19 protein-coding genes and 1 pseudogene are annotated in these 21,308 nt (G+C 69.3%); 16 read left to right on the forward strand and 4 right to left on the reverse strand.

All coding sequences use genetic code 11. The features are described from left to right. The first annotated feature begins 125 nt into the window (after positions 1–125). From CIK77_RS15780 to CIK77_RS15810, 7 genes are read left to right on the forward strand one after another with little or no spacing between them, the layout of a single operon-like run. Positions 126–749, forward strand: coding sequence for a sigma-70 family RNA polymerase sigma factor (locus CIK77_RS15780; protein ID WP_249268477.1), 624 nt, complete (start codon positions 126–128; stop codon positions 747–749). Beyond that, positions 746–997: a zf-HC2 domain-containing protein gene (locus CIK77_RS15785; protein WP_087053906.1), complete on the forward strand. Its 252-nt coding sequence runs from the start codon at positions 746–748 to the stop codon at positions 995–997. The genes CIK77_RS15780 and CIK77_RS15785 overlap by 4 nt, the downstream gene beginning before the upstream one ends. A gap of 26 nt (positions 998–1,023) precedes the next feature. Then, entirely contained in the window at positions 1,024–1,374 is a 351-nt protein-coding gene (locus tag CIK77_RS15790; RefSeq protein ID WP_087053905.1) for a TIGR04076 family protein, read from the forward strand. Next, positions 1,371–2,384: an LLM class flavin-dependent oxidoreductase gene (locus CIK77_RS15795; RefSeq protein WP_249268476.1), complete on the forward strand. Its 1,014-nt coding sequence runs from the start codon at positions 1,371–1,373 to the stop codon at positions 2,382–2,384. The genes CIK77_RS15790 and CIK77_RS15795 overlap by 4 nt, the downstream gene beginning before the upstream one ends. Positions 2,385–2,397: 13 nt before the next feature. Then, entirely contained in the window at positions 2,398–3,834 is a 1,437-nt protein-coding gene (locus tag CIK77_RS15800; protein WP_087053903.1) for a Na+/H+ antiporter NhaC family protein, read from the forward strand. 51 nt (positions 3,835–3,885) lie between these two features. Next, positions 3,886–5,199, forward strand: a complete 1,314-nt coding sequence (locus CIK77_RS15805; protein ID WP_087053902.1) for a GNAT family N-acetyltransferase — start codon at positions 3,886–3,888, stop codon at positions 5,197–5,199. Between the two features lie 17 nt (positions 5,200–5,216). Next, positions 5,217–5,645 (forward strand): hypothetical protein, encoded by a 429-nt coding sequence (locus CIK77_RS15810; protein ID WP_087053901.1) that lies wholly within the window; start codon positions 5,217–5,219, stop codon positions 5,643–5,645. A 72-nt stretch (positions 5,646–5,717) separates the two neighbouring features. On the opposite strand, the gene CIK77_RS15815 is transcribed toward CIK77_RS15810, so the two are convergent. Beyond that, entirely contained in the window at positions 5,718–9,428 is a 3,711-nt protein-coding gene (locus CIK77_RS15815; RefSeq protein WP_087053900.1) for a multifunctional oxoglutarate decarboxylase/oxoglutarate dehydrogenase thiamine pyrophosphate-binding subunit/dihydrolipoyllysine-residue succinyltransferase subunit, read from the reverse strand. A gap of 191 nt (positions 9,429–9,619) precedes the next feature. Between CIK77_RS15815 and CIK77_RS15820 the strand changes: the two genes are divergently transcribed. Both CIK77_RS15820 and CIK77_RS15825 read left to right on the forward strand, forming a co-directional pair. Then, positions 9,620–10,945 (forward strand): hemolysin family protein, encoded by a 1,326-nt coding sequence (locus CIK77_RS15820; RefSeq protein ID WP_170934038.1) that lies wholly within the window; start codon positions 9,620–9,622, stop codon positions 10,943–10,945. Next, positions 10,942–11,988, forward strand: a pseudogene (locus tag CIK77_RS15825) (hemolysin family protein); the annotation flags it as partial. The gene CIK77_RS15820 and the pseudogene CIK77_RS15825, both read left to right, overlap by 4 nt. A gap of 26 nt (positions 11,989–12,014) precedes the next feature. Here the strand turns inward: CIK77_RS15825 and CIK77_RS15830 are convergent. Beyond that, positions 12,015–13,103, reverse strand: a complete 1,089-nt coding sequence (locus tag CIK77_RS15830; protein WP_087053898.1) for an NADH:flavin oxidoreductase/NADH oxidase — start codon at positions 13,101–13,103, stop codon at positions 12,015–12,017. Between the two features lie 56 nt (positions 13,104–13,159). Between CIK77_RS15830 and CIK77_RS15835 the strand changes: the two genes are divergently transcribed. The 4 genes from CIK77_RS15835 (at position 13,160) to CIK77_RS15850 (ending at position 16,659) form a co-directional block, all read left to right on the forward strand. Beyond that, entirely contained in the window at positions 13,160–14,179 is a 1,020-nt protein-coding gene (locus tag CIK77_RS15835; protein ID WP_087053897.1) for an ADP-dependent NAD(P)H-hydrate dehydratase, read from the forward strand. A 207-nt stretch (positions 14,180–14,386) separates the two neighbouring features. Continuing rightward, entirely contained in the window at positions 14,387–15,658 is a 1,272-nt protein-coding gene (locus CIK77_RS15840) for an ATP-binding protein (protein ID WP_087053896.1), read from the forward strand. 13 nt (positions 15,659–15,671) lie between these two features. Beyond that, entirely contained in the window at positions 15,672–15,983 is a 312-nt protein-coding gene (locus tag CIK77_RS15845) for a thiamine-binding protein (protein WP_087053895.1), read from the forward strand. Between the two features lie 82 nt (positions 15,984–16,065). Next, positions 16,066–16,659 (forward strand): hypothetical protein, encoded by a 594-nt coding sequence (locus CIK77_RS15850; RefSeq protein ID WP_140403488.1) that lies wholly within the window; start codon positions 16,066–16,068, stop codon positions 16,657–16,659. Between the two features lie 5 nt (positions 16,660–16,664). Here CIK77_RS15850 and CIK77_RS15855 read toward each other — a convergent pair whose 3' ends face one another. Further along, on the reverse strand, positions 16,665–17,525 hold the full coding sequence (locus CIK77_RS15855) for an Fpg/Nei family DNA glycosylase (RefSeq protein ID WP_087053893.1): 861 nt from the start codon (positions 17,523–17,525) through the stop codon (positions 16,665–16,667). A gap of 47 nt (positions 17,526–17,572) precedes the next feature. Further along, positions 17,573–18,778 carry a homoserine O-acetyltransferase MetX gene (metX, locus tag CIK77_RS15860; protein WP_087053892.1) on the reverse strand — a complete coding sequence of 402 codons (1,206 nt, stop codon included), beginning with the start codon at positions 18,776–18,778 and terminating at the stop codon, positions 17,573–17,575. Positions 18,779–18,872: 94 nt separating this feature from the next. On the opposite strand from metX, the gene CIK77_RS15865 reads away from it, so the two are divergent. The 3 genes from CIK77_RS15865 (at position 18,873) to CIK77_RS15880 (ending at position 21,303) form a co-directional block, all read left to right on the forward strand. Beyond that, complete coding sequence (locus CIK77_RS15865) at positions 18,873–19,457, forward strand: hypothetical protein (protein WP_087053891.1); 585 nt, start codon at positions 18,873–18,875, stop codon at positions 19,455–19,457. Between the two features lie 137 nt (positions 19,458–19,594). Further along, positions 19,595–20,290, forward strand: coding sequence for an HAD family hydrolase (locus CIK77_RS17770; RefSeq protein WP_087054018.1), 696 nt, complete (start codon positions 19,595–19,597; stop codon positions 20,288–20,290). Between the two features lie 17 nt (positions 20,291–20,307). Continuing rightward, positions 20,308–21,303: a PhnD/SsuA/transferrin family substrate-binding protein gene (locus CIK77_RS15880; RefSeq protein WP_087054017.1), complete on the forward strand. Its 996-nt coding sequence runs from the start codon at positions 20,308–20,310 to the stop codon at positions 21,301–21,303. The last annotated feature ends 5 nt before the right edge of the window (positions 21,304–21,308 follow it).

Here is a 21,308-nt window from a genome sequence, read left to right on the forward strand (position 1 = left end):
CTTAGTAAAGACCGTAGGACTCCATCGATAACGAACCGGGGGAGAAAGCGGTCGGAGAGGATCGGATGCTGACGGCAACGGCACCCCCACTCGTCTCGGAGTCGCGCGCCCTACACTGGGGCGGGATGGATGAGCACCAGACAGCGTCACCTGCGGAGAGCGCCGCAACAGCAGCGATTGCGCGCGCGCAGTTCGAAGAGCAGGCGCTGCCCTTCATGGACCAGCTGTACGGCGCGGCCATGCGCATGACGCGCAACCCCGCCGACGCCGCCGACCTCGTGCAGGAGACCTTTGTGAAGGCCTTCTCGTCGTGGGCCTCGTTCAGGCAGGGCACGAATCTGAAGGCGTGGCTGTACCGGATCCTCACCAATACGTACATCAACACGTACCGCAAGAAGCAGCGTGAGCCGTATCAGGGCACGATCGATGAGCTCGAGGACTGGCAGCTCGGCGGCGCGGAATCCACGACAGCACGCAGCAGCCGCTCCGCGGAGGCCGAGGCGATCGACCGGATGCCGGCCTCGGCCGTGAAGGACGCGCTGCAGTCGCTTCCGGATGACTTCCGGATGGCGGTGTACCTCGCAGACGTCGAGGGCTTCGCCTACCAGGAGATCGCCGACATCATGAAGACACCGATCGGAACCGTGATGAGTCGACTGCATAGGGGCAGGCGGCTGCTGCGGGACCAGCTGAAGGACTACGCGGCCGAGCGAGGAATCCAGGCCGCCACGACAGGAGCGAAGAAATGACCGACTGCGGTTGTGACAGGGCGCGGGCGGACCTCGAGGAGTATCTGCGCAACGAGATCTGCAAGACCGAGCAGAGCGACATCCGAGAGCACATCGACGGGTGCGAGGGCTGCCAGAGTGAGGCGCTCGTCGCGCGAACCCTCACCGACGCGGTGCAGCGCGCATGCAAGGAAGCGGCGCCGGAAGATGTGCGGCGCAACGTGCTGGCGAGCATCAGAGCCACCCGGGCGACCCATACGCAGAGCTGAACCCGCCGCGCGCGTAGGCTGGAGGGATGGCGGCGCAGAACATCGGCAGGGCTCCGGACGAGGCGGGTGATCCTGACATGTCGCTCCACGACATCAGGGTCGTCGTCGACCGGATCGAGGGACGCTCGGTGTGCGGCATGGCACAGGGGGACAGCTTCGACGTCACCGAATCGTCGCACCTGACGACCCATGGCCATTTCTGCCTGTACGCACTGCAGGCGGTGCTGCCGCTGATTCCGGCGAAGCAGCGTGTGCTCCCCGAGGGCGACTGGCTCGAGCAGGATCAGTTCGTGGCATGCCCCGACCCGGACGAACGGCTGATCATGCGGATCGAGCGCGGGCAGCTGCGCGGGATGCGCTCCGAGGATCTCACGTGAGCCGCAAGCCGGTCGAGATCGGCATCGGGCTGCAGTCGGACAAGGCCCCTGGGCGGTACGGCGAACTGGCCGCGCACGCGGAGCGCGTCGGCATCGACGTGGTCAGCGTGTTCAGTGATCTGCTCTTCCAGCCGCCCGTCGCGGCGCTGCTGGAGATCGCGCGCTCGACGAGCACGGTGAGGCTCGGCGCCGCATGCTGGAACCCGTTCACGCTGCACCCCTACGAAATCGCCGGGCAGTTCGCCGCGATCGACGCCGAAAGCGGTGGGCGCGCGTATCTGGGCCTGGCGAAGGGCACGTGGCTCGACGCGATCGGCGTGGCGCAGGATCGCCCCGTCGCGCGACTGCGGGAGGCCGCGGGGCACATCCGGGCGCTGCTGCGCGGAGACGGCGCGGGCTTCGAGAGCGAGTTCTACCCGCTGCAGCCCGGCGTGCGCCTGCGCTATCCGCTCGTGCGGGAGACGGCGCCGCTGCTGATCGGTGCGTGGGGCCCGATGGGCGTCGGGCTGGCAGGCCGCATCGCCGACGAGCACAAGGTCGGCGGCGCGGCGAACCCTGACCTCGTCCCCGTGATGCGGGAGCGGCTCGACGCGGGAGCACGCAGGGTCGGCAGGTCGGGCGACGATGTGCGGCTCGTGTTCGGCGCGGTGACCGTCGTCGACGAGGACGGTCAGGCGGCCAGGGCGACCGCCCGGCGCGAGGTCGCGATGTACCTCGACGCGATCGGCGCGCTCGACCCGACAGTCGAGATCCCGGACGACCTGGCCGCGCGTGTGCGGGAGCTGGTCGCATCCGGCGACCACGAGGCCGCCGGCGCCCTCATCCCCGACGATCTGCTCGACCGCTTCGCCTTCTCCGGAACGCCCGAGCAGGTCGCCGCGCACGCACAGGCGCTCATCGACGCCGGTGTGGATCGAGTAGAGTTCGGCACACCGCAGGGGCTCCACGACGGCGCCGCCGGCATCGCTCTGATCGGCGAACGCGTCGTGCCCCTGCTCTCCCGCCCCTGACCGAGGAATGCCCATGGCCGCGAAGATCGATTCCCGTACCACCGAATACACCGCGAGGGAGCAGCTCGCGCTCCGCGGTGGGTGGGGCGTCGCGCTGGTGCCGTTGGCCGTGTTCGTCGGCGTCGCCGTGTGGTACTTCGCCGGGCTGCAGACCTTCGACTTCCTTGCGCTCACGGCGGGCGCGCTGATCGGACTGCTGGTCGGATCGCTGTTCGCTCGATCGCAGGAGTCCTACTGGAACGCCGTCTTCCGTGGGGTGGGCAGTTCCTCGTCGGTGACGATCGTGACGATCCTCGCCGTCGTCGGCATGTACGCGCAGCTGATCAAGACGACCGGGCTCGCCGAGGGCATGGTGTGGGTGGCGACCTCGCTCGGCGTGAGCGGGGCGGTCTTCCTGCCGTTCACCTTCGTGGTCACCTGCTTGGTCGCGCTGTCCACGGGCTCGTCCATCGGCACGATGTTCACGATCTTCCCTGTGCTGTACACGGCGGGGGTCGCCCTGGGCGCACCGGAGGCGCTGCTGGCCGGTGCGATCGTGTCAGGCGCGATCTTCGGCGACCACCTCGCACCCATCAGCGATACGACGATCATCTCCTCATCGAGCCAGCGCTTCCGCGTCTCTGGCGCGGCGGCCGACGTCGCGGGCGTGGTGCGCGCGCGTGCGCGGTACGCGCTCACCGCGGCCGCGATCGCGCTCGTGTTCTTCGTCGTGGCAGGCCTGGTCTCAGGTTCGGGCGACGCACCGGAGGCGGCGGGGGACCCGACCGGCCTGCTGATGCTGATTCCCGTCGCCGTCATGCTGATCGTCGCGATCGCGATGCGCAGCCTGTTCGTCGCCATCACGGCGGGCCTCGTGGTCGGCACGATCACGGCACTCGCCGCGGGGCTGCTCGAGCCGGCATCGATCCTCGGCCTCGACGGCGAGGGCAACGCGGCGGGCTTCCTCGTCGGCGGGCTCGCGGCGATCCTGCCGACGATCGCCCTTGTGCTGGCTGTGTTCGGCATCATGGGCGTGCTGATCGAGTCCGGCGTGATCGAACGCACCACCCGCGCACTGGCGGGCAGCCGGCTCGCGGCGACCCCTGCCGGCGCTGAGACGGTCATCGCGCTCGGCACCAGTCTCGTCACCGTCGCATACGGCGGGGTGAACAGCGCGGCGATGGCGACCTTCGGGCCCATCGTCGACCGGATCGGTGCGGCGGTCGGCCTGCACCCGTACCGCAGGGCGAACATCATGGACTGCTTCGCGATGGGGCTCAGCTGCGTCGTTCCGCTGCTGAGCGCATTCGTGTTCATCGCCGCGACGCTCACCGATCTGCCGCCCGCCGCGATCTTCGTCGGCTGCGTCTACCCGCTGGTGCTCACGGTCGTCATGGTCGTGGCGATCGCCACAGGATGGGGCCGCCGCTTCGAGGCGCCGTCCGGTGAGCAGATGCGGCGCAGGGTGTGAGAAAGGGCTCGGCGCCCGCACAGGAGGCGGGCGGGACCGTAGGCTGAGAGCATGAGCAGCATCGATGCCCGCCAGGTCCGTGTCGACACCACCTCGTCCGAGCGGCTCGCCGAGAGCGGGCTGAGCTACCGCGCTGTCCCGCTCGACGGGGACGATTTCCCCGATTACTACCGGGCGGTCGTGCGCGGATTCCTCGGCGCCGAGCCCGGTGAGAAGGAGATCGAGGCGGGGCGCGAGAAGAAGTCGCAGCGCACCGAACGGCTGATCGGCGTGTACGACGCGACCGCGTCGGACGGATTCCCCGTCGGGACCGTCGGCTCGTGGGCTACCCCGTTGACGGTACCGGGCGGCGAGATCGACATGTGGGCGATCAGCGACGTCACGGTGGCCGGCACGCATCGTCGCCGAGGCATCGCGCGGGCGATGCTGGAGGGCGAGCTGCGCGCGGCGTCGGATGCCGGCATCGCCGTCGCCGGTCTCACCGTCTCAGAGGGCACGATCTACGGCCGCTACGGATTCGGCCCGGCTGTTCCTGCCGCCACCGTGTCGGTCGACACGATCCGCGCAGGGTGGGGGAGTCTGGTGCCGCAGGCCGCGGTGAGCTACGCTCCGCGCGCAGAGATCGCCTCGGCGTTCGCCGAAGCGGCAGGTCGCACCCGTCGCGACGGCAGGATTCCGGCCTGGCCCGGTCGCTGGCAGCAGTTCGCCGGCGTGCACCCCAGCATCTCCGACGGTGAGAAGGTGCGCGGCGTCGTCGCCAGGGAAGCGGACGGTCGAATCGTGGGCGCGATGTCGTATCGCCTGATCGAGGATGCCTCGGACTATACCAAGCACACGCTCAAGATCGCCCACGTCGAGGCCGCGACGGCCGACGCCTACGCGGCGCTGTGGCGGTTCGCGCTGAGTCATGATCTGGTCACCACCGTGACGGCCGATCTGCAGCCGATCGATGGCGCACTGCCATGGCTCGTCGCCGATCCGCACGCGATCACTCAGAACGCAAGCGATCTCGTCTGGCTGCGCATCCTCGACGTGCCGCGGGCGCTGGAGGGACGCACTTATGCGGGGGAGGGCACCACCTCCGCCGTGAACGCCTCAGGTGTGCTGCGGGTGCACGACCCGCTCGGCTTCGCAGACGGGACGTGGCGGGTCGAGGTCGAGGCGGGCACAGCGCGCGTGTTCCCGAGCGAGATGGACCCGGACGTCGAGCTCGGCATCGCCGAGCTGTCAGCGGTCTATCTAGGCGGCGCATCGCTCCAGGTGCTCGCCGATGCCGGCCGCGTCTCCGGCGAGCAGCCGGCGCTGGCGAGGATCGACGCAGCCCTGCGCCCCTCCCGCGCCCCGCACCACAGCTTCATCTTCTGACGCGGAAAGGAATCCCGATGAACAAGCTCTTTCGGTACGCACTGATCGCGGCAGGCGCTGTCGCGCTCGCGTCATGCGCCGCCGAGACCGCGCCGGCAGAAAATCCTTCAGAGGATGCAGCGGTTGAGCCCGAGGTCACGCTCGTGATCAACGAGAACACGAACGGTGCTGGATTCGAGTCGATCGTGAGCGGAACGCTCGGCGTGAACGAGCAGAACTGCGTCACGATCGACGATCGCATCCTCGTCGTCCCTGCGGGGTCGAGCACGGACGGGGACGGAGTCCTGGAGATCCCCGGCTATGATTCGGAAACCATCGGCGGTGAGGTGCAGTACGGCGGTGGGCAGGAGGAGATCCCCTGGGGGGATGCCTCCGCCGAGCTTCAGGAGTGTTCTCCTGGCGGTGTGGAAACCGTCGTGGTCACCGCCGTCAGCCCGCAGATGTAGTCAGACGCCGTGACGACGAAACGGCGGCCCCGGATGTCTCCATCCGGGGCCGCCGTTCTTCTGTGCTGCTGATCAGGCCAGTGCGCGGCTGAGCAGCTCTGCGTGCTCGACGGCGTGCACCTTGGACGATCCGGTCGCAGGAGATGCAGCCGCAGCGCGGGAGACGACGCTCACGCCGCCGGTGGTGCCGAGGTGGCGGCTGAGGGCGAGTGCGATGTACGGCCACGCGCCCTGGTTCTCCGGCTCGTCCTGCACCCACACCAGCTCGGCGTTCGGGTACTGCTGCAGCACGGCCTTGAGCTCCTGCTTCGGCGCCGGGTAGAGCTGCTCGAGCCTGACCAGAGCGATCTCCGGGTTCGGGTTCTTGTCGAGTTCGGCGCGCAGATCCCAGTGGATCTTGCCCGAGTGCATCAGAACCTTCTTCACCGCCGCCTTGTCGGCGCTGCGGTCGTCGTCGATCACGGGCTGGAAGGCGCCCTGTGTGAAATCGGCGACGCCGCTGGTCGCATCCCGCAGGCGCAGCATCGCCTTCGGGGTGAACACCACGAGGGGGCGGCGCGGGCGGGCGTAGGCCTGACGGCGCAGCAGGTGGAAGTACGACGCAGGCGTCGACGGCCGAGCGACGGTCATGTTGTCCTGCGCGCACAGCTGCAGGAATCGCTCGATACGCGCCGACGAGTGGTCGGGGCCCTGTCCCTCGTAGCCGTGGGGGAGTGCCAGCACGACGCTGGAGTGCTGCCCCCACTTCTGCTCGGCCGCCGAGACGTACTCGTCGATCACCGACTGCGCGCCGTTGACGAAGTCGCCGAACTGCGCCTCCCACATCACGAGCGCTTTCTCGTTCTCGACCGAGTAGCCGTACTCGTAGGCGAGCGCGGCGTACTCGCTGAGCAGCGAGTCGTAGACGAAGAAACGGCCCTGCCCTTCTGACAGGTTGCTCAGCGGGAGCCATTCCTTGCCGTTCGCGCGGTCGTGGAAGACGGCGTGGCGCTGTGTGAACGTGCCACGGCGCGAGTCCTGGCCGGCCAGGCGCACCGGAGTGCCCTCGAGCAGGAGCGAGCCGAATGCGAGCAGTTCGCCGAACGCCCAGTCGATCTTGCCGTTGCGAGTCATCTCGACGCGCTTGTCGATCAGCTGCTGCAGCTTGCGATGCACGGTGAAGCCCTCAGGCTTGTTCGCATGCGCGTCGCCGATCTGCTCGAGCACGGCGGCCGGAACGCCCGTGATCTCCGGAACGCCCTCGACCTCCGCGGTCGGCACCTGCGGCGCGACCACGGGCGTCGAACCGGTCTCGGCCTCGTGCGTCTCCGCGAAGGCGACCTCGAGGCGGCGCTGGAAGTCGGCCTTGGCCTCCTCGTACTCCTCCTCGGTGATGTCGCCGCGACCGATGAGCGCATCCGTGTACAGGCTGCGGGTCGAGCGCTTCGCCTCGATCAGGCGTGTCATCATCGGCTGCGTCATCGCCGGGTCGTCGCCCTCGTTGTGACCGCGACGGCGGTAGCAGACCAGATCGACGACGATGTCCCGGTGGAACCGCTGACGGTACTCGACGGCGAACTCGGCAGCCCTCACGACGGCTTCCGGGTCGTCGCCGTTCACGTGCAGCACGGGGGCATGGACCGACTTGGCGACGTCGGTCGCGTATGTCGAGCTGCGCGAATCGTTGGGCAGGGTGGTGAACCCGACCTGGTTGTTCACGATGATGTGAACCGTGCCGCCGGTGCGGTAGCCGCGCAGCAGCGACATCTGCAGCGTCTCGAACACGACGCCCTGTCCGGCGAAGGCTGCATCACCGTGCACCAGGATCGGCAGCCACTTGAACGAGCCCGGGGCGTCGCGGTCCTGTTTGGCGCGCACGATCCCCTCGAGCACGCCGTTGACCGTCTCGAGGTGCGACGGGTTGGCCGCGAGGTGCAGTTCGAGTTCCTTGCCGCTGTGCGCGCGGAACGTCCCTTGGGTGCCCAGGTGGTACTTCACGTCACCCGAACCGCGCTTGTTGCCTGGCAGCGCGCCTTCGAACTCGCTGAACACATCGGCGTAGCTCTTGCCCGCGATGTTCGTCAGCACGTTGAGGCGGCCGCGGTGGGCCATGCCGATCGCCGCGCCGTCGAGACCGGCCTCGGCGGCACCGTCGAGCACGCGGTCGAGCAACGGGATCAGCGACTCGCCGCCTTCGAGCGAGAACCGCTTCTGGCCGACGTACTTCGTCTGCAGGAAGGTCTCGAACGCCTCGGCCTCGTTCAGCTTGCTGAGGATGCGCAGCTGGTCGTTGTGGTCGGCCTTCTCGTAGCCGCGCTCGACCTTCTCCTGGAACCACTCGCGCTGCTCGTAGTCGGAGATGTGCATGTACTCGTAGCCGATCGTGCGGCAGTACGAATCGCGCAGCACGCCGAGGATGTCGCGCAACTTCGCCTGGCGCTTGCCGGTGAAGCCGTTCGTGATGAACTCGCGCTCGAGATCCCAGAAGCTGAGACCGTGCGACTCGATCTCGAGGTCGTGGTGCTCCCGCTGCACGTACGCCAGCGGGTCGACGTCGGCCATCAGGTGGCCGCGAACGCGGTAGGCGTTGATCAGCTCCTGCACGCGCGAGGTCTTGTCGACGCGCTGCGAGAGGTCGACCGAGACATCGGCGTTCCACCGGATCGGTGCGTACGGGATGCGCAGCGCCGCGAAGATGTCCTCGTAGAATCCGTTCTTGCCTGTCAGCAGCTCGTGCACGATCTTGAGGAACTCGCCCGAGCCCGCGCCCTGGATCACACGGTGGTCGTAGGTGCTGGTCAGCGTGATCGTCTTGCCGATCGCCAACTCGTTCAGGGTGCGCGGGTTCGAACCGGCGAACTCCGCCGGGTAGTCCAGGGCGCCGGCGCCGATGATGCAGCCCTGGCCCTTCATCAGGCGCGGCACGGAGTGCACGGTGCCGATGCCGCCGGGGTTCGTCAGCGAAACGGTGGTGTTCGCGAAGTCCGATGCACCGAGCTTGTTGCCGCGCGCACGGCTGACCAGATCCTCATACGCCTCGAGGTACTCGTTGAACGAGAGCGTCTCGGCCTTCTTGATGCTCGGCACCATCAGAGCGCGCGTGCCGTCTGGCTTGGGCAGGTCGATCGCGATGCCCAGGTTGATGTGTGCAGGCGCGACGACGCTGGGCTTGCCGTCGATCTCGGCGTAGAACACGTTCTGGCTGGGGAACGCCTTCAGCGCCTGGATCAGCGCCCACCCGATGACGTGGGTGAAGCTGACCTTGCCGCCGCGGCTGCGAGCCATGTGGTTGTTGATGACGATGCGGTTGTCGATCATCAGCTTCGCCGGGATCGTGCGCACGCTCGTCGCGGTCGGGACGGTCAGTGACTCGTCCATGTTGCGAGCGAGCGCCTTCGTCATGCCCTTCAGCGCGGTGACGGTGTCTTCACCGTCTTCGACCGTCTCGGTCTCCGCCTTCTTGCGCGGCGCCTCAGAGGGGATGGGCGTCGCCGCTGCCGGCTTGTTCGTCGTCTTCGCGACAGGCTTGTGCCCGATCACGGGGATCGGTGCGGTCGGCGGACTCGATGTGGTGGCCGCCGATCGCACCGCCTGATCCTGCGCCTGCGGAGCGGCGGCGTCCGTGGCGTTCCCGCCTGCGGCCGCCGGGGGCTGGTAGGCCTCGAGAATCGGCCACCATTCCTTGTCGACGGCGTTCTTGTCTACCCGGTACTGCTGGTAGAGCTCGTCAACGAGCCACTGGTTGGCTCCGAACTCCCCCTCGCCCGTCCCCTGGCTCGTCACGGCTGGATCGCCCACTTTCATCACTGATAAGCCTGCGCAGTTTCGTCGCGCTTCCGGTTTTCCAGCCTAGCCCACTTCGTCGAGCGCTCCGCGGTGACAGGCAGACGCTTCCGAGGTCGTGCCGCTATAGTTGATGACACGATGGACGACCCTCCGAGTACTGCGCCCCGCCCCTCCGATCCCACGCACACCCCGTCAGGGGGTGATCCGGCGTGACCGATTGGATCCTGATCGGGGTGGGGCTTCTTCTGACCGTAGGAACCGGCCTGTTCGTCGGCAGCGAGTTCGCACTGGTGAATCTCGACCGCGCCGAACTGGAGGCGCGGCAGGCGCGAGGCGAGTCGCGACTGGGCCTGACCATCCGGGCGCTGCGCAGAACATCGACGCATCTGTCCAGCGCGCAGCTCGGCATCACGCTGACGACACTGCTGACCGGATACACGCTCGAGCCGGCCTTCTCACGGATGCTCGCGCCGCTGTTCGATCTGCTGGGCGTGCCGGGTGAGGTGGCGGCGCCGATCGCCACAGTGGTCGCGATGACGATGGCCACGATCCTGTCGATGATCATCGGCGAGCTCGTTCCGAAGAACATGGCGCTCGCCGTCCCGCTGGTCACCGCGAAGATCGTCGCACCGTTCCAGCTGGCCTTCAGTGCGGTCTTCCGACCGATCGTCTCGCTGCTGAACGGCAGCGCCAATGCGGTGCTGCGTGCGATCGGCATCGAACCGCAGGAGGAGCTCTCCGGCGCGCGCTCGGCGGAGGAGCTCTCCAGCCTCGTGCGCCGCTCCGCCATGGCGGGCATGCTCGAGGAGGACACGGCGACGCTGCTCGACCGCAGTCTCACCTTCGCCCGTCTGAGCGCGTCGGACGTGATGACGCCGCGCCCGCGCATGCACGCCCTGGCCGCAGACGATTCGGCACAGGATGTGATCGATCTCGCCGTGCGCACTGGCCACAGCCGGTTCCCGCTGTACGGCGAATCGCTCGACGACATCTCCAGCATCGTGCACCTCAAGGCCGCGATCGGCGTGCCGCGCGGGAAGCGATCCGAGGTGCCGGCCGGTGCGCTGGGATCGGAGCCGCTGCGCGTGCCGGAGACCGTCAGGCTCGATCAGCTGATCGCCGAGCTGCGCTCGCGCGGCTACCAGATGGCGATCGTCGTCGACGAGTACGGCGGAACGGCCGGTGTGGTCACGCTGGAGGATCTCGTCGAGGAGATCGTCGGCGAGGTGTCGGACGAGCACGACAGGCGCCTGGCCGGCGTGGTCAGCCACAGCGGGTCACTGACCTTCCCCGCCGAGCTGCGGCCCGACGAGCTGTTCGACAGGGCGGGCGTCGCCGTGCCGTCGAGCGAGGACTATGACACAGTCGGAGGGTTCATCATGAGCGCGCTCGAGCGGGTGCCGCGCGTCGGCGACACGGTGCGCACCGAACGCGGCCGCCTGACGGTCGAACGGATGGACGGTCGCCGCGTCGACAGGGTGAGGTTCACTCCCCAGCCCGTCCGGGAGCCGGCCGATGGAGGTGATCCGTCGTGAGCGATTGGGCGGGAATCGTCTGGCTGTTCGTTCTGCTGATCGGGAACGCCTTCTTCGTCGGCGCCGAGTTCGCCGTCATCTCGGCGCGTCGTTCGCAGATCGAGCCGCGCGCAGAGAAGGGCAACCGAGCGGCGAAGACAGCGCTGTACGCCATGGAGCACGCCACGCTGATGCTGGCGACCTCGCAGCTGGGCATCACGATCTGCTCGCTGCTGATCCTGAACGTCTCCGAACCGTCGATCCACCACCTGCTCGAGGTGCCGCTGGGGCTGACGGGAATGCCGGATGCCGCGGTCGGAACCGTGGGCTTCGTGATCGCGCTGCTGATCGTGACGTATCTGCACGTCGTGTTCGGCGAGATGGTCGCGAAGAACATCGCCTTCTCCGTGCCGGATCGGACCGTGCTGATCCTTGCGCCGCCGCTGGTGTGGGTCTCGAAGGTCTTCCATCCGGTGATCTGGGTGCTCAACGGCATCGCCAACGGCGCACTGCGGCTGTTCCGCATCGAACCGAAGTCCGAGGCGAACTCGACGTTCACGCTCGACGAGGTGGCGACGATCGTCGACGAGTCGCGGCGCGAGGGCGTGCTGCAGGATGCATCCGGCACGGTGTCGGCTGTGGTGGAGTTCACCGACAAGGACGCGGGCGACATCGCGGTGCCGCTGGACAAACTCGTCACTCTGCCGGAGACGACGACTCCTGCCGCGATCGAGCGCGCTGTGTCGAAGCACGGATACTCCCGGTACGTCATCGTCAACGGCGACGGCGTTCCCCGCGGGTACGTGCACCTCAAGGACGTGCTCCGCGCTGCGGAGGGTGGCCGCGAGAACGAGCACGCGGACGCACCGGTGCCAGCCAAGCGCATCCACCACATGGTGCCGGTGCAGGAGACGACCGACCTCGAGGACGCCCTCGCGGTGATGCGCCGCACCGGCCGTCACCTCGCCCGTGTGCGCAACGCGCAGGGCGAGACCACCGGCGTGCTGTTCCTGGAGGACGTGATCGAGGAGCTCGTCGGCGAAGTCCACGACGCCACCCGCCGGTGCACGCGGCTGGCGGCTGACCTGACTCAGGCTGCGCGATGGGCCCTGAGGTACTGGGCGGGCCAGAGGTGCTCAGGGGCCTCGCCGAGCTCGGCGGCTGCGCGGAGGGCGAAGTGGGGGTCGCGGAGCCACTCGCGGGCGGCGAGCACGACGTCGGCGGAGCCGGAGGCGATGACCTCTTCCGCCTGGGTGCCCGTGGTGATGATGCCGACCGCTCCGGTGGCCGCTCCCGTCACCTCGCGCACGCGCGCGGCGAACGGCACCTGGTAGCCGGGGTGCGCGTCGATCTGCTGGTGCGCCACCAGCCCGCTCGACGAGACATCGAAGAAATCCGCTCCCGCGTCGAGCGCCCAGGCGGCGACCTGCGCGACGTCGTCGACCGCGAGCCCGCCCGGCGCGGAGTCGGTTGCCGAGAAGCGCACCAGGATCGGGTATGCTTCTCCGACCTCGGCGCGCACCTCTTCGATCACGCGCAGCACGAGGCGCGCGCGGTTCTCGAGCGATCCGCCGTACTCGTCGGTGCGCTCGTTCGACAGCGGCGAGAGGAATTCGTGCAGCAGATAGCCGTGCGCCGCGTGCAGCTCGACGGCGTCGAAACCGGCCTCGACCGCGCGATGGGCGGCGGCGGCGAAGGCCGCAGCGATCTCGTCGATGCGCTCGCGGTTGAGCTCATCCGGGGCTGCGAACCCGACGTAGGCGATCGGCGACGGCGCCTCTGAGACCCAGCCGCCCTCATCCGGCGCCACCGACCCTCGCCCCGCGGTCGCCTGCTCGGCGAACGGCCACCACGTCGACGCCTTGCGCCCGGCATGGGCGAGCTGGATGGCCGCCTTCGAACCGCGTGCATGGATCGACTCCACGATCGGCCGCCACGCGTCGCGCTGCGCGTCGTTCCAGATGCCGGCATCGCGCGGCGAGATGCGTCCCTCGGGCACGACGGCCGAGGCCTCCGCGATCACGAGGCCGGCGCCGCCCGAGGCGAACTGAGCGAGGTGCACGTGGTGCCAGTCGTTCACGACGCCGTCGATGGCGCTGTACTGGCACATCGGGGACACCCAGAGGCGGTTGCGGAACGTCTGCTCGCGCAGCGAGATCGGGGAGAACAACTGGGACATGACTGCCTTTCCTCTGGCCCGGCGTGCGGTGTCGGCGGCGGGCGTAGTCTGGCGGCATGCCAGCCGGATTCGCCGCGAACGGCGCTGACCGCACCGAGTGGGGCGCCGCGGATGTCGCGAGCACCCTCCATCTGCCAACGATGGGCGACCACAAGTATTCCCGAGGCGTGGTGTCGCTGCGCACCGGATCGCGTCCGTACCCCGGCGCTGCCGTGCTCTCCGTCGAGGGCGCGTGGCGCGCAGGCGTCGGCATGGTGGCGTGGCAGGGCGACCCCGCCGTCGCGCAGCTCGTGCTGCAGCGTCGGCCGGAGACCGTGGTGAACCGGATGGGCCGGATCGACGCCGCCGTGATCGGCTCGGGGGTCGCCGGCCGGAACCGCGACGAGCGCGTCACCGGGGCGTTCCGGGCGCTGCTGCGCTCCGCCGTGCCGACCGTGCTCGACGCGGGTGCGCTCGACCTCGTCACGGACGTGCGCGGACCCGTGATCGTGACGCCGCACGAGGCGGAGCTGGCCGAGGTGAGGATTCCGCTGGGGCTGGGGATCGACGACATCGACGGCGACCCGCTCGGCCGCCGACTGAAGGCGGGGTTCGCTGAGCGGCTGCTCGTGGTGCGCGAGACGGCGGTCGCGCTCGGCGGCGTGGTGCTGCTGAAGGGCGCGGAGACGATCGTCGCGACGCCCGGCGGGTGGTGGACCGTGGTGCGGGCGGGAACGCCGTGGTTGGCGACGGCAGGAACGGGCGACGTGCTGGCGGGCGCGACGGGCGCTCTGCTGGCCGGCGCGGCGGCCAGGCGCAGACGGGCAGCGGATCCGGAGCGGGAAGCACCCACTGAAGAGGAAGAGGGCGCAGCACGGGACCCAGCGGTGCTCGACGTCGAGGAGCTCGGTCCGATCGCGGCGACGGCGGCTTGGCTGCACGGCATCGCAGGCCGCATCGCTGCGGGCCAGCTCGCACCTGGCGCGTCGTCCGCCGCAGGGCCTGCCGCCCCATCCGGGCATCCCATCACCGCGCTCGACGTCGCCACCCACCTCCCCGGCGCTCACACTCACGCGCTCGCCCTACCGCAGTCCTGAGCCCGCGCCCCCTTCGCGAGCTGGTCGGCGCGTGAATTGCTCCGAATCAGAAGAAACGCGGTTGTTTCGCCGGTCGGCGCAGGTCAGGGCGTCGGCCCAGCCGACTACGCTCGGAGCACGCCCCCGATCCGGGGCCCGCGAACGGCACCACCCCTGCCGGCACCCGATCCGCTCCATCCGGAGCAGCCGAGCCGCCAGGAGGCAGAGATGAGCCGTACTCGAATACGCGAGTTCCATGACGACGACCTCGACGCGATCGTGCGTCTGTGGGAAGAAGCGGCGCGCGAGGAGTCGCCCGTCTACGCGCTCAGCGAGGTGATCGCCTCATGCCAGCGCGATCACGCCGTCGTCGCCGTCCGTGAAGACGAGATCGTCGGGGCGGCGGTCGGTCGGGCCGCGCACGCGCAGGGATGGATCGTGTTCTTCGGCGTGACGGAGCACGAGCGTGACGACAGGGTCGAGGCGGGGCTGCTCGATGCGCTCGAGCGCCGGATGGCTCCGCTCGGTCTCGGCAAGCTGTCGATCCTCGTGCCGGAGCGCGCGGGAAGCCTCGACGGTCTCACGGCGAACGGCTTCGAGGCCCGCACGCAGCTGCGCTACCTCGAGCGGCAGATGCCGGTGCAGCGCAGGGAGCTCGACCTGCTCAAGGACGTCGGCGGCCGGATCCTGCCTCGTCACCTCTGGGACGCCGTCAGCGGCATGCAGCGGGAGAAGGACATGCTGCAGGAGCGTCTCGTGCTGCCGCTGTCCCGCCCCGATCTCGCGGATGAGTACGGTGTGGTGCCGCCGAGGGCTGTGATGCTGTTCGGTCCGCCGGGCACCGGCAAGACGACGTTCGCCAAGGCCGTCGCCTCGCGGCTGGACTGGCCGTTCGTCGAGCTGTTCCCCTCGCGCCTGTCCGGCGAGCCCGGCGGCCTGGCCGCGGCGCTGCGCGAGACGTTCCGGACGATCGGGGAGCTGGAGCATGCGGTCGTGTTCATCGACGAAGTCGAGGAGATCGCCGCCCGCCGTGGGGGAGAGCCGCCGTCGCCGATGCAGGGCGTGACGAACGAACTGCTCAAACTGGTCGCCGAGTTCCGTGAGCGCGAGGGGCGGCTGCTCGTCTGCGCGACGAACTTCGTGCGCGCCCTCGACGCGGCCTTCCTGCGGCACGGCAGGTTCGACTACGTCATCCCGATCGGACTCCCGGATGGCGCGGCCAGGCGGGCGATCTGGCGGCGGTACGTGCCGAGGCACGTCGCCGACGGCCTCGACTTCGACGCGCTCGTGGCCGCGAGCGACGGACTCACACCTGCGGACATCGAGTACGCCGCCCGGCGCGCCTCGCAGGAGGCGCTCGCCCGCGCCGTGAACGGGGGAGGCGACAGCCCGATGGTCACGCAGGACTATCTGACCGCGCTGCGGGCGACCAGGGCGACCGTGTCGGAGGAGACGGTGCGCGAATTCGGCGACGATGTGGAGGCCATCGCCCGGCTGTGAGTAGGCTCGGGGCATGCTCGTCGCATTCTCCATCGCACCGTCAGGCACAGGCAGGGAGGACGGCTCCGTGCACGACGCGGTCGCCGCAGCCGTGAAGGTGGTGCGCGAATCCGGGCTGGAGAACCGCACGAGCAGCATGTTCACGGAGATCGAAGGACCCGACTGGGACACCGTGATGGACGTCGTCAAGCGCGCCACGGAGGCCGTCGAACCGTTCGGCTCGCGCATCTCCCTCGTGCTGAAAGCCGACATCCGGCCCGGCCGCTCGGGTGAGATCGACAGCAAGGTCGAGCGGCTGGAACGAGCCGTCGACGAACTGGGCTGAGATGGAGCACCGGGCAGCGCCGACGGGGGAATCGGCGCCGCGGGACGGGTCGGGTGCCGATCTGGCTCAGCTCGATAGCGTCATGGAGCACATCCGCGCACACGGAGGCGTGAGCGCGGCGGGCCGCATGGCCGACCCCGTGGCGCGCTGGCTGCGGCTTCGTCGCGCGACGGTCGCTGTCTCATTCGGCGCTGCGGGCCTCGGCGTCTTCGCTCTCGCCGTCGGAATCGCACTGCGCGAGACGGGGGCATGGGCGCTGCTGATCCTGATCGGCGGCTTCCTGATCGTGTGCGGCGTCATCGCCGGAGGTGCCGTCTCGATCACCACGCGCCTGTGGAACGACCGGCTGCGCGCGGAACGCGAGCCGGTCGTCATCGACCGGACAGGAATCGTCGTGCGCGGCATCGGTCCGATCCCGTGGGGCTGGGTGGCACCGCCCGAGCGCCGTCGGATCCGGGTGAAGAACGACATCGGGGGTGTGTGCGCCGTGATGCCGCTCACGGAACAGGGCAGTGAGCTCGTCGGTCGGCAGCAGGGATGGTGGCAGATGCGCGTCGGGCCGCGGCCGTATCTGCGTTTCCGGGTGCCGTGCCTGATGCTGCCGGGCATCGAGGGGCTCACCGAAGATGAGACGATGCAGGTCTTCGCGTTCGCGCACCAGCGCTTCGCGTCGTGACCGCTTTACTTCAGCAGGCGTGACAGCCGGCGGTCGGCGAGCACCTTGCCGCCCGTCTGGCAGGTGGAGCAGTACTCCAACGATCGATCGGCGAAGAACACGCTGCGCACCGAGTCGCCGCACTCTGGGCACGCTTCGCCGCGGCGGCCGTGCACGCGCATGCCGCGGCGCTTGGCGTCTTTGAGATCGGCGGGCGGGCGGCCGGATGCTGCGGAGACGGCGTCGCGCAGCGTCTCTCGGATCGCGTCGTACAGGCGAGAGACGTCGTCTTCTGACAGCGACGCGGCCGGCGCATAGGGTGACATCCTCGCCACGTGCAGGATCTCGTCGGAGTAGGCGTTGCCGATGCCCGCGATCGTGGACTGGTCGCGCAGGAGCCCCTTGATCTGGGTGCGCCTGCCGGCCAGCAGCTCCGCGAGCGCGTCGAGCGTGAAATCGTCGGAGAGCGGATCTGGGCCGAGCCTGGCGATGCCCGGAACGTCGGACGGCGCGCGCACGGCGTAGACGGCGAGTGCCTTCCTGGTTCCCGCCTCGGTGAGATCGAAGCCGCTGCCGTCGTCGAAGCCGACGCGCAGCGCGATGGGGCTCCGGCCCGGCTTCAGCGCCGTCGACGGCAGCGCGTCGTGCCAGCGCAGCCACCCTGCCTTGGCGAGGTGGAAGACGAGGCGGATCTCATCCGTGGCGATGTCGACGAACTTGCCGTGCCGCAGCACCTGCGTCACCTCGGCGCCCTGCAGGTCGCCGATCGCCGGGTCGAAGGTGCGCAGCGCGGCGAACGACGCCATCGTGACGCGTGTGAAGCGCAGCCCGGTGAGAGAGCTGTCGAGGAAGTCGACGAGCCCCTGTACCTCGGGCATCTCCGGCATGGTGCCATCCTGCCAGCGGTCACCGACATCCGCACCAGGGCGTGACCCTACCCCTCCAGCAGCCGGCGCAGATGGTGGGCGACGTCGGTCGTCTCGATCAGGAAGCCGTCGTGGCCGAAGTCGCTCGCGAGCACGACGGCTTCGTCGCCGTCGAGCGTGTTCCGGATGCCGCGGGCGATCCGATGCTGCCCGCTGATCGGGAAGAGTCGGTCGCTGTCGACGCCGAGCACGAGGGTCCTGGCCGTCACCTGCGCGAGTGCGCTCTCGACGCCGCCGCGGTCGCGGCCGACGTCGTGCGAGTCCATCGCCTGCACGAGCCGCCCGTAGCTGTTCGCGTCGAAGCGGCGGGTGAACTTGTTGCCGTGAAAGTCGAGGTAGCTCTCCACCGCGAACCGCCCGCCGTGGCCCAGCGGGCTCACGCTCGACTGCCACGAGCGCTGGAAGCGCTGGTTGAGCTCGGTCGGGCTGCGGTAGTTCAGCAGCGCCATGCGCCGTGCCAGGGCGAGCCCCCGGTGCGGGCCCTCGCCGTCAGGGGCGTCGTAGTATTCGCCGCCGCGGAAGCGCGGATCCATCTCGATGGCCTGCAGCTGCACCGAGTTCAGTGCGATCTGGTCGGCCGTGTTCGACGGCGGAGCAGAGAGCACTGCGAGGCGCTCGACGCGCTCCGGCAGGCTCGCGCCCCACTCGAGCGCCTGCATGCCTCCCATCGACCCGCCGATCACGGCGGCCCACACCTCGACGCCCAGGTGATCGGCCAGCCGCTGCTGTGCCTCGACCTGGTCGCGCACCGTGACGTAGGGGAACCTGGAGGCCCACGGATCGCCGTCCTGATGCACGCTCGCCGGCCCCGTCGAGCCCTGGCATCCGCCGAGCATGTACGGGGCGATGACGAACCACCTGTCGGTGTCGATCGCCTTGCCAGGCCCGAGGATGTCGTTCCACCACCCCGCGGTCGGGTGCCCCGGGCCAGCGTCGCCCGCCACGTGGCCGTCGCCCGTGAGGGCGTGCAGGATGAGCACCGCATTGTCTGCGCGTTCGTTCGGCTCGCCCCACGTCTCGTAGGCGATCCGGAAACCGGGCAGAGCCTCGCCGCCCTCGAGCCGGAGTCCTCCGAACGACGCGAACTGGCGCTCTCCCACAGGATCGCCGTCGCGCCACGCGCCGGTCGCGGGCGGGCGGCCCACCATCGACCGAGCGTCCTGCTCCGTGACGAGCTCGCTCGGCACGGTGTCTTCGGAGATCTGCCAGTCCATCGCGCCCATTCTGCCGTGTTTGCCGCCGGTGCGCTCGGGTGTTACGGGCATGGAGCATCCGGAGCTCCCCGCGAAGCAGAAATAGCATGGACGCATGGCGATCGAATCCCTGCTCGGCGTGGCTCTGCGCTGCATCAGCCGCGACGCCGCTGACGGGCGCCTGTCCGCGTGGGGCCGCTCGACGGTCGTCGACGAGAACGTCGGCGCAGCGGTCATCGAGCGGGAACTGTTCGACCTGCTGCACGCCGAGGCACGGATCGACGCGGCGTTCCCCGTCGGCAATGCGGGCCTCGTGCACGTCTACGGCTATTTCTTCTCCGAGGTCGTCACTCCCTACGGGTACAAGCGGGACCGCTGGACCGACGGGGTGCTCGCCGCGCGCCTCGGCATGGCGGAGGACGCCTTCCTGCTGCGGGACACCGCCGCTGAGACCCCGTTGGAAAGGGTGACTGCGGCGGCGCTGCCGCTGGTGACGGGCCCTCCGGATGATGCCGAAGTCATCGACCAGTCCGTCGCCGGCGTTCCGACGCGCGCAGTCGTGACTGCGTCGGGCGTCCTGGCATACGCCGTGGCCGGCTCACTGGTGACCACGTTCCCCGTCGAGGACGCCGCGGCGTTCGCGACGGGCGTGCGCGCGGAGTCGCCGCGACTGCGCTGGAACGCGGTCTCCCCGCACTGAGCGCGGGAACGCGCTCGCGCCCGTGGCCGCACGCGGTCGGTACTCCCGCTGGCCACACGATGTTCATCTCTTCGTGACCAAAGCGTTCACGAGTTGCGCCTATCGTGGACGAAGCGTTCACAAAGAAAGGGAACTCTGTGACATCGACTCTCGTCTTCGACTTCGACGGCACCGTCGCGGTCGGAACCGGCCCCGTCGTCGCCTACGCGGAAGAGATCGCACCGCACGCGGGGGAGGGGTTCCTCGACAGAGTCCTCGAGACGCTCGAGGCGTTCGAGCGGGGCGAGGAGCGCGGCTATCGCGACGGCTACGACGTCGTCGCCCGTATCGCGGCTGAGGCAGGCGTCGACGCCGCTGCGGCGCAGGGGGCATACGCGTCGAGCCGCGCCCTGCTCGGCACGGATCGTGCTCAGGTGGACGTCGCTCCCGGCCTTCCCGAGCTGCTCGTGCAGCTCCCCGACTCGACGAGGGTGGTCCTGGCGACCAACGCTCCGGAGCTCGGCGTGGAGCGCGTGCTCGAGGTGTGGGGCGTGCGTGAGCGGTTCGACGAGCTGCGCTACGACCTCGGCAAGCCGGACGGTCTCGTTCCCGTCATCGAGGAGTTCATCGCACACGGCCCTGTGCTGTCGATCGGCGACATGGTCGAGAACGACCTCGCTCCAGCCGCCGCTCTCGGCGCCGACACGGCGCTCGTGGGCGCGACGGCGGCCGCATCCGGTGCATCCGTCACGATGCGCGCTGTGACGCTCGCAGAGCTCGCTCCCCAGATCATCGCGTGGGCGCGCAGCGCCGCCGCGTCGACCCCCGTGTCGCCCGACACGGTTCGCTCCTGAGAAAGGTGACCTCTCCCATGCGCAAGACCCTCATCGCGTCGGGCGCCGTCGCGGCCCTCGCCATCACACTGGCCGGATGTGCGGCCGCTGACGAGCCCGCAGACGGCGAATGGCCGGAATCCATCACGATCTCGCTGGTGCCCTCCGTCGAGGGCGAGGACCTCGCCCAGGCGCTCGACCCGCTCACCGGGTACCTCTCGGACAACCTCGACATCGAGGTGAACGGTGTCGTCGCCAACAACTACGCCGCAACGGTCGAGGCACTCGGCGCCGACCAGGCGCAGGTCATCATCACCGACGCGGGCTCGCTCTACAACGCCACGCAGCAGTACGACGCGGAGCTGATCCTGCGCGACGTGCGCTTCGGCGCGACGTCATATGCGGCTGTGGCCTACACGAACGATCCCGACACCTACTGTGAGGACGAGCCCGTCATGGCGAGCTACGACGCCAGCGGCATCGAGCTGTCCTACTGCAACGGCCTCGAGGAAGCAGGAGCGTCGGCGATGGGGCAGGGACCGATGGGCGTCGAGGCTCTGGCCAACGCCTCCGGCGCCGAGGTCGCGCTGCAGGCGGCGACGAGCCCCGCCGGGTACCAGTACCCCGTTGTCGCGATGCGCGAACTCGGCATCGACACCGACGCCGACATCGACCAGATCCCCGTGGAGGGGAACAACAACGCCGTGCTCGCCGTCGCGAACGGCGACGCCGAGGTCGGCTTCGCCTACTGGGATGCCCGCACGACGGTCGCCGAGGAGATGCCGGACATCGCGGACAAGGCCGTGGCCTTCGCCTACACCGAGATGATTCCGAACGGCGGCGTCGCAGCCTCCAGCACGCTCCCCGATGACCTGGCGGCCGAGCTGACGACGCTGCTCGACGAGTACGCGGATTCCTCGGACGAGGCGGCCGCGGTCATGTTCGACCTGGTCGGCTTGTCGGACTGGAGCGCCGACACAGCAGAGGACGAGATCACCCGCTACGGCGAGATCCTCGAGCAGTTCGCGAACTGACCTGA

Source organism: Microbacterium sp. JB110 (genome assembly GCF_003335195.1).
Taxonomy (GTDB): domain Bacteria; phylum Actinomycetota; class Actinomycetes; order Actinomycetales; family Microbacteriaceae; genus Microbacterium.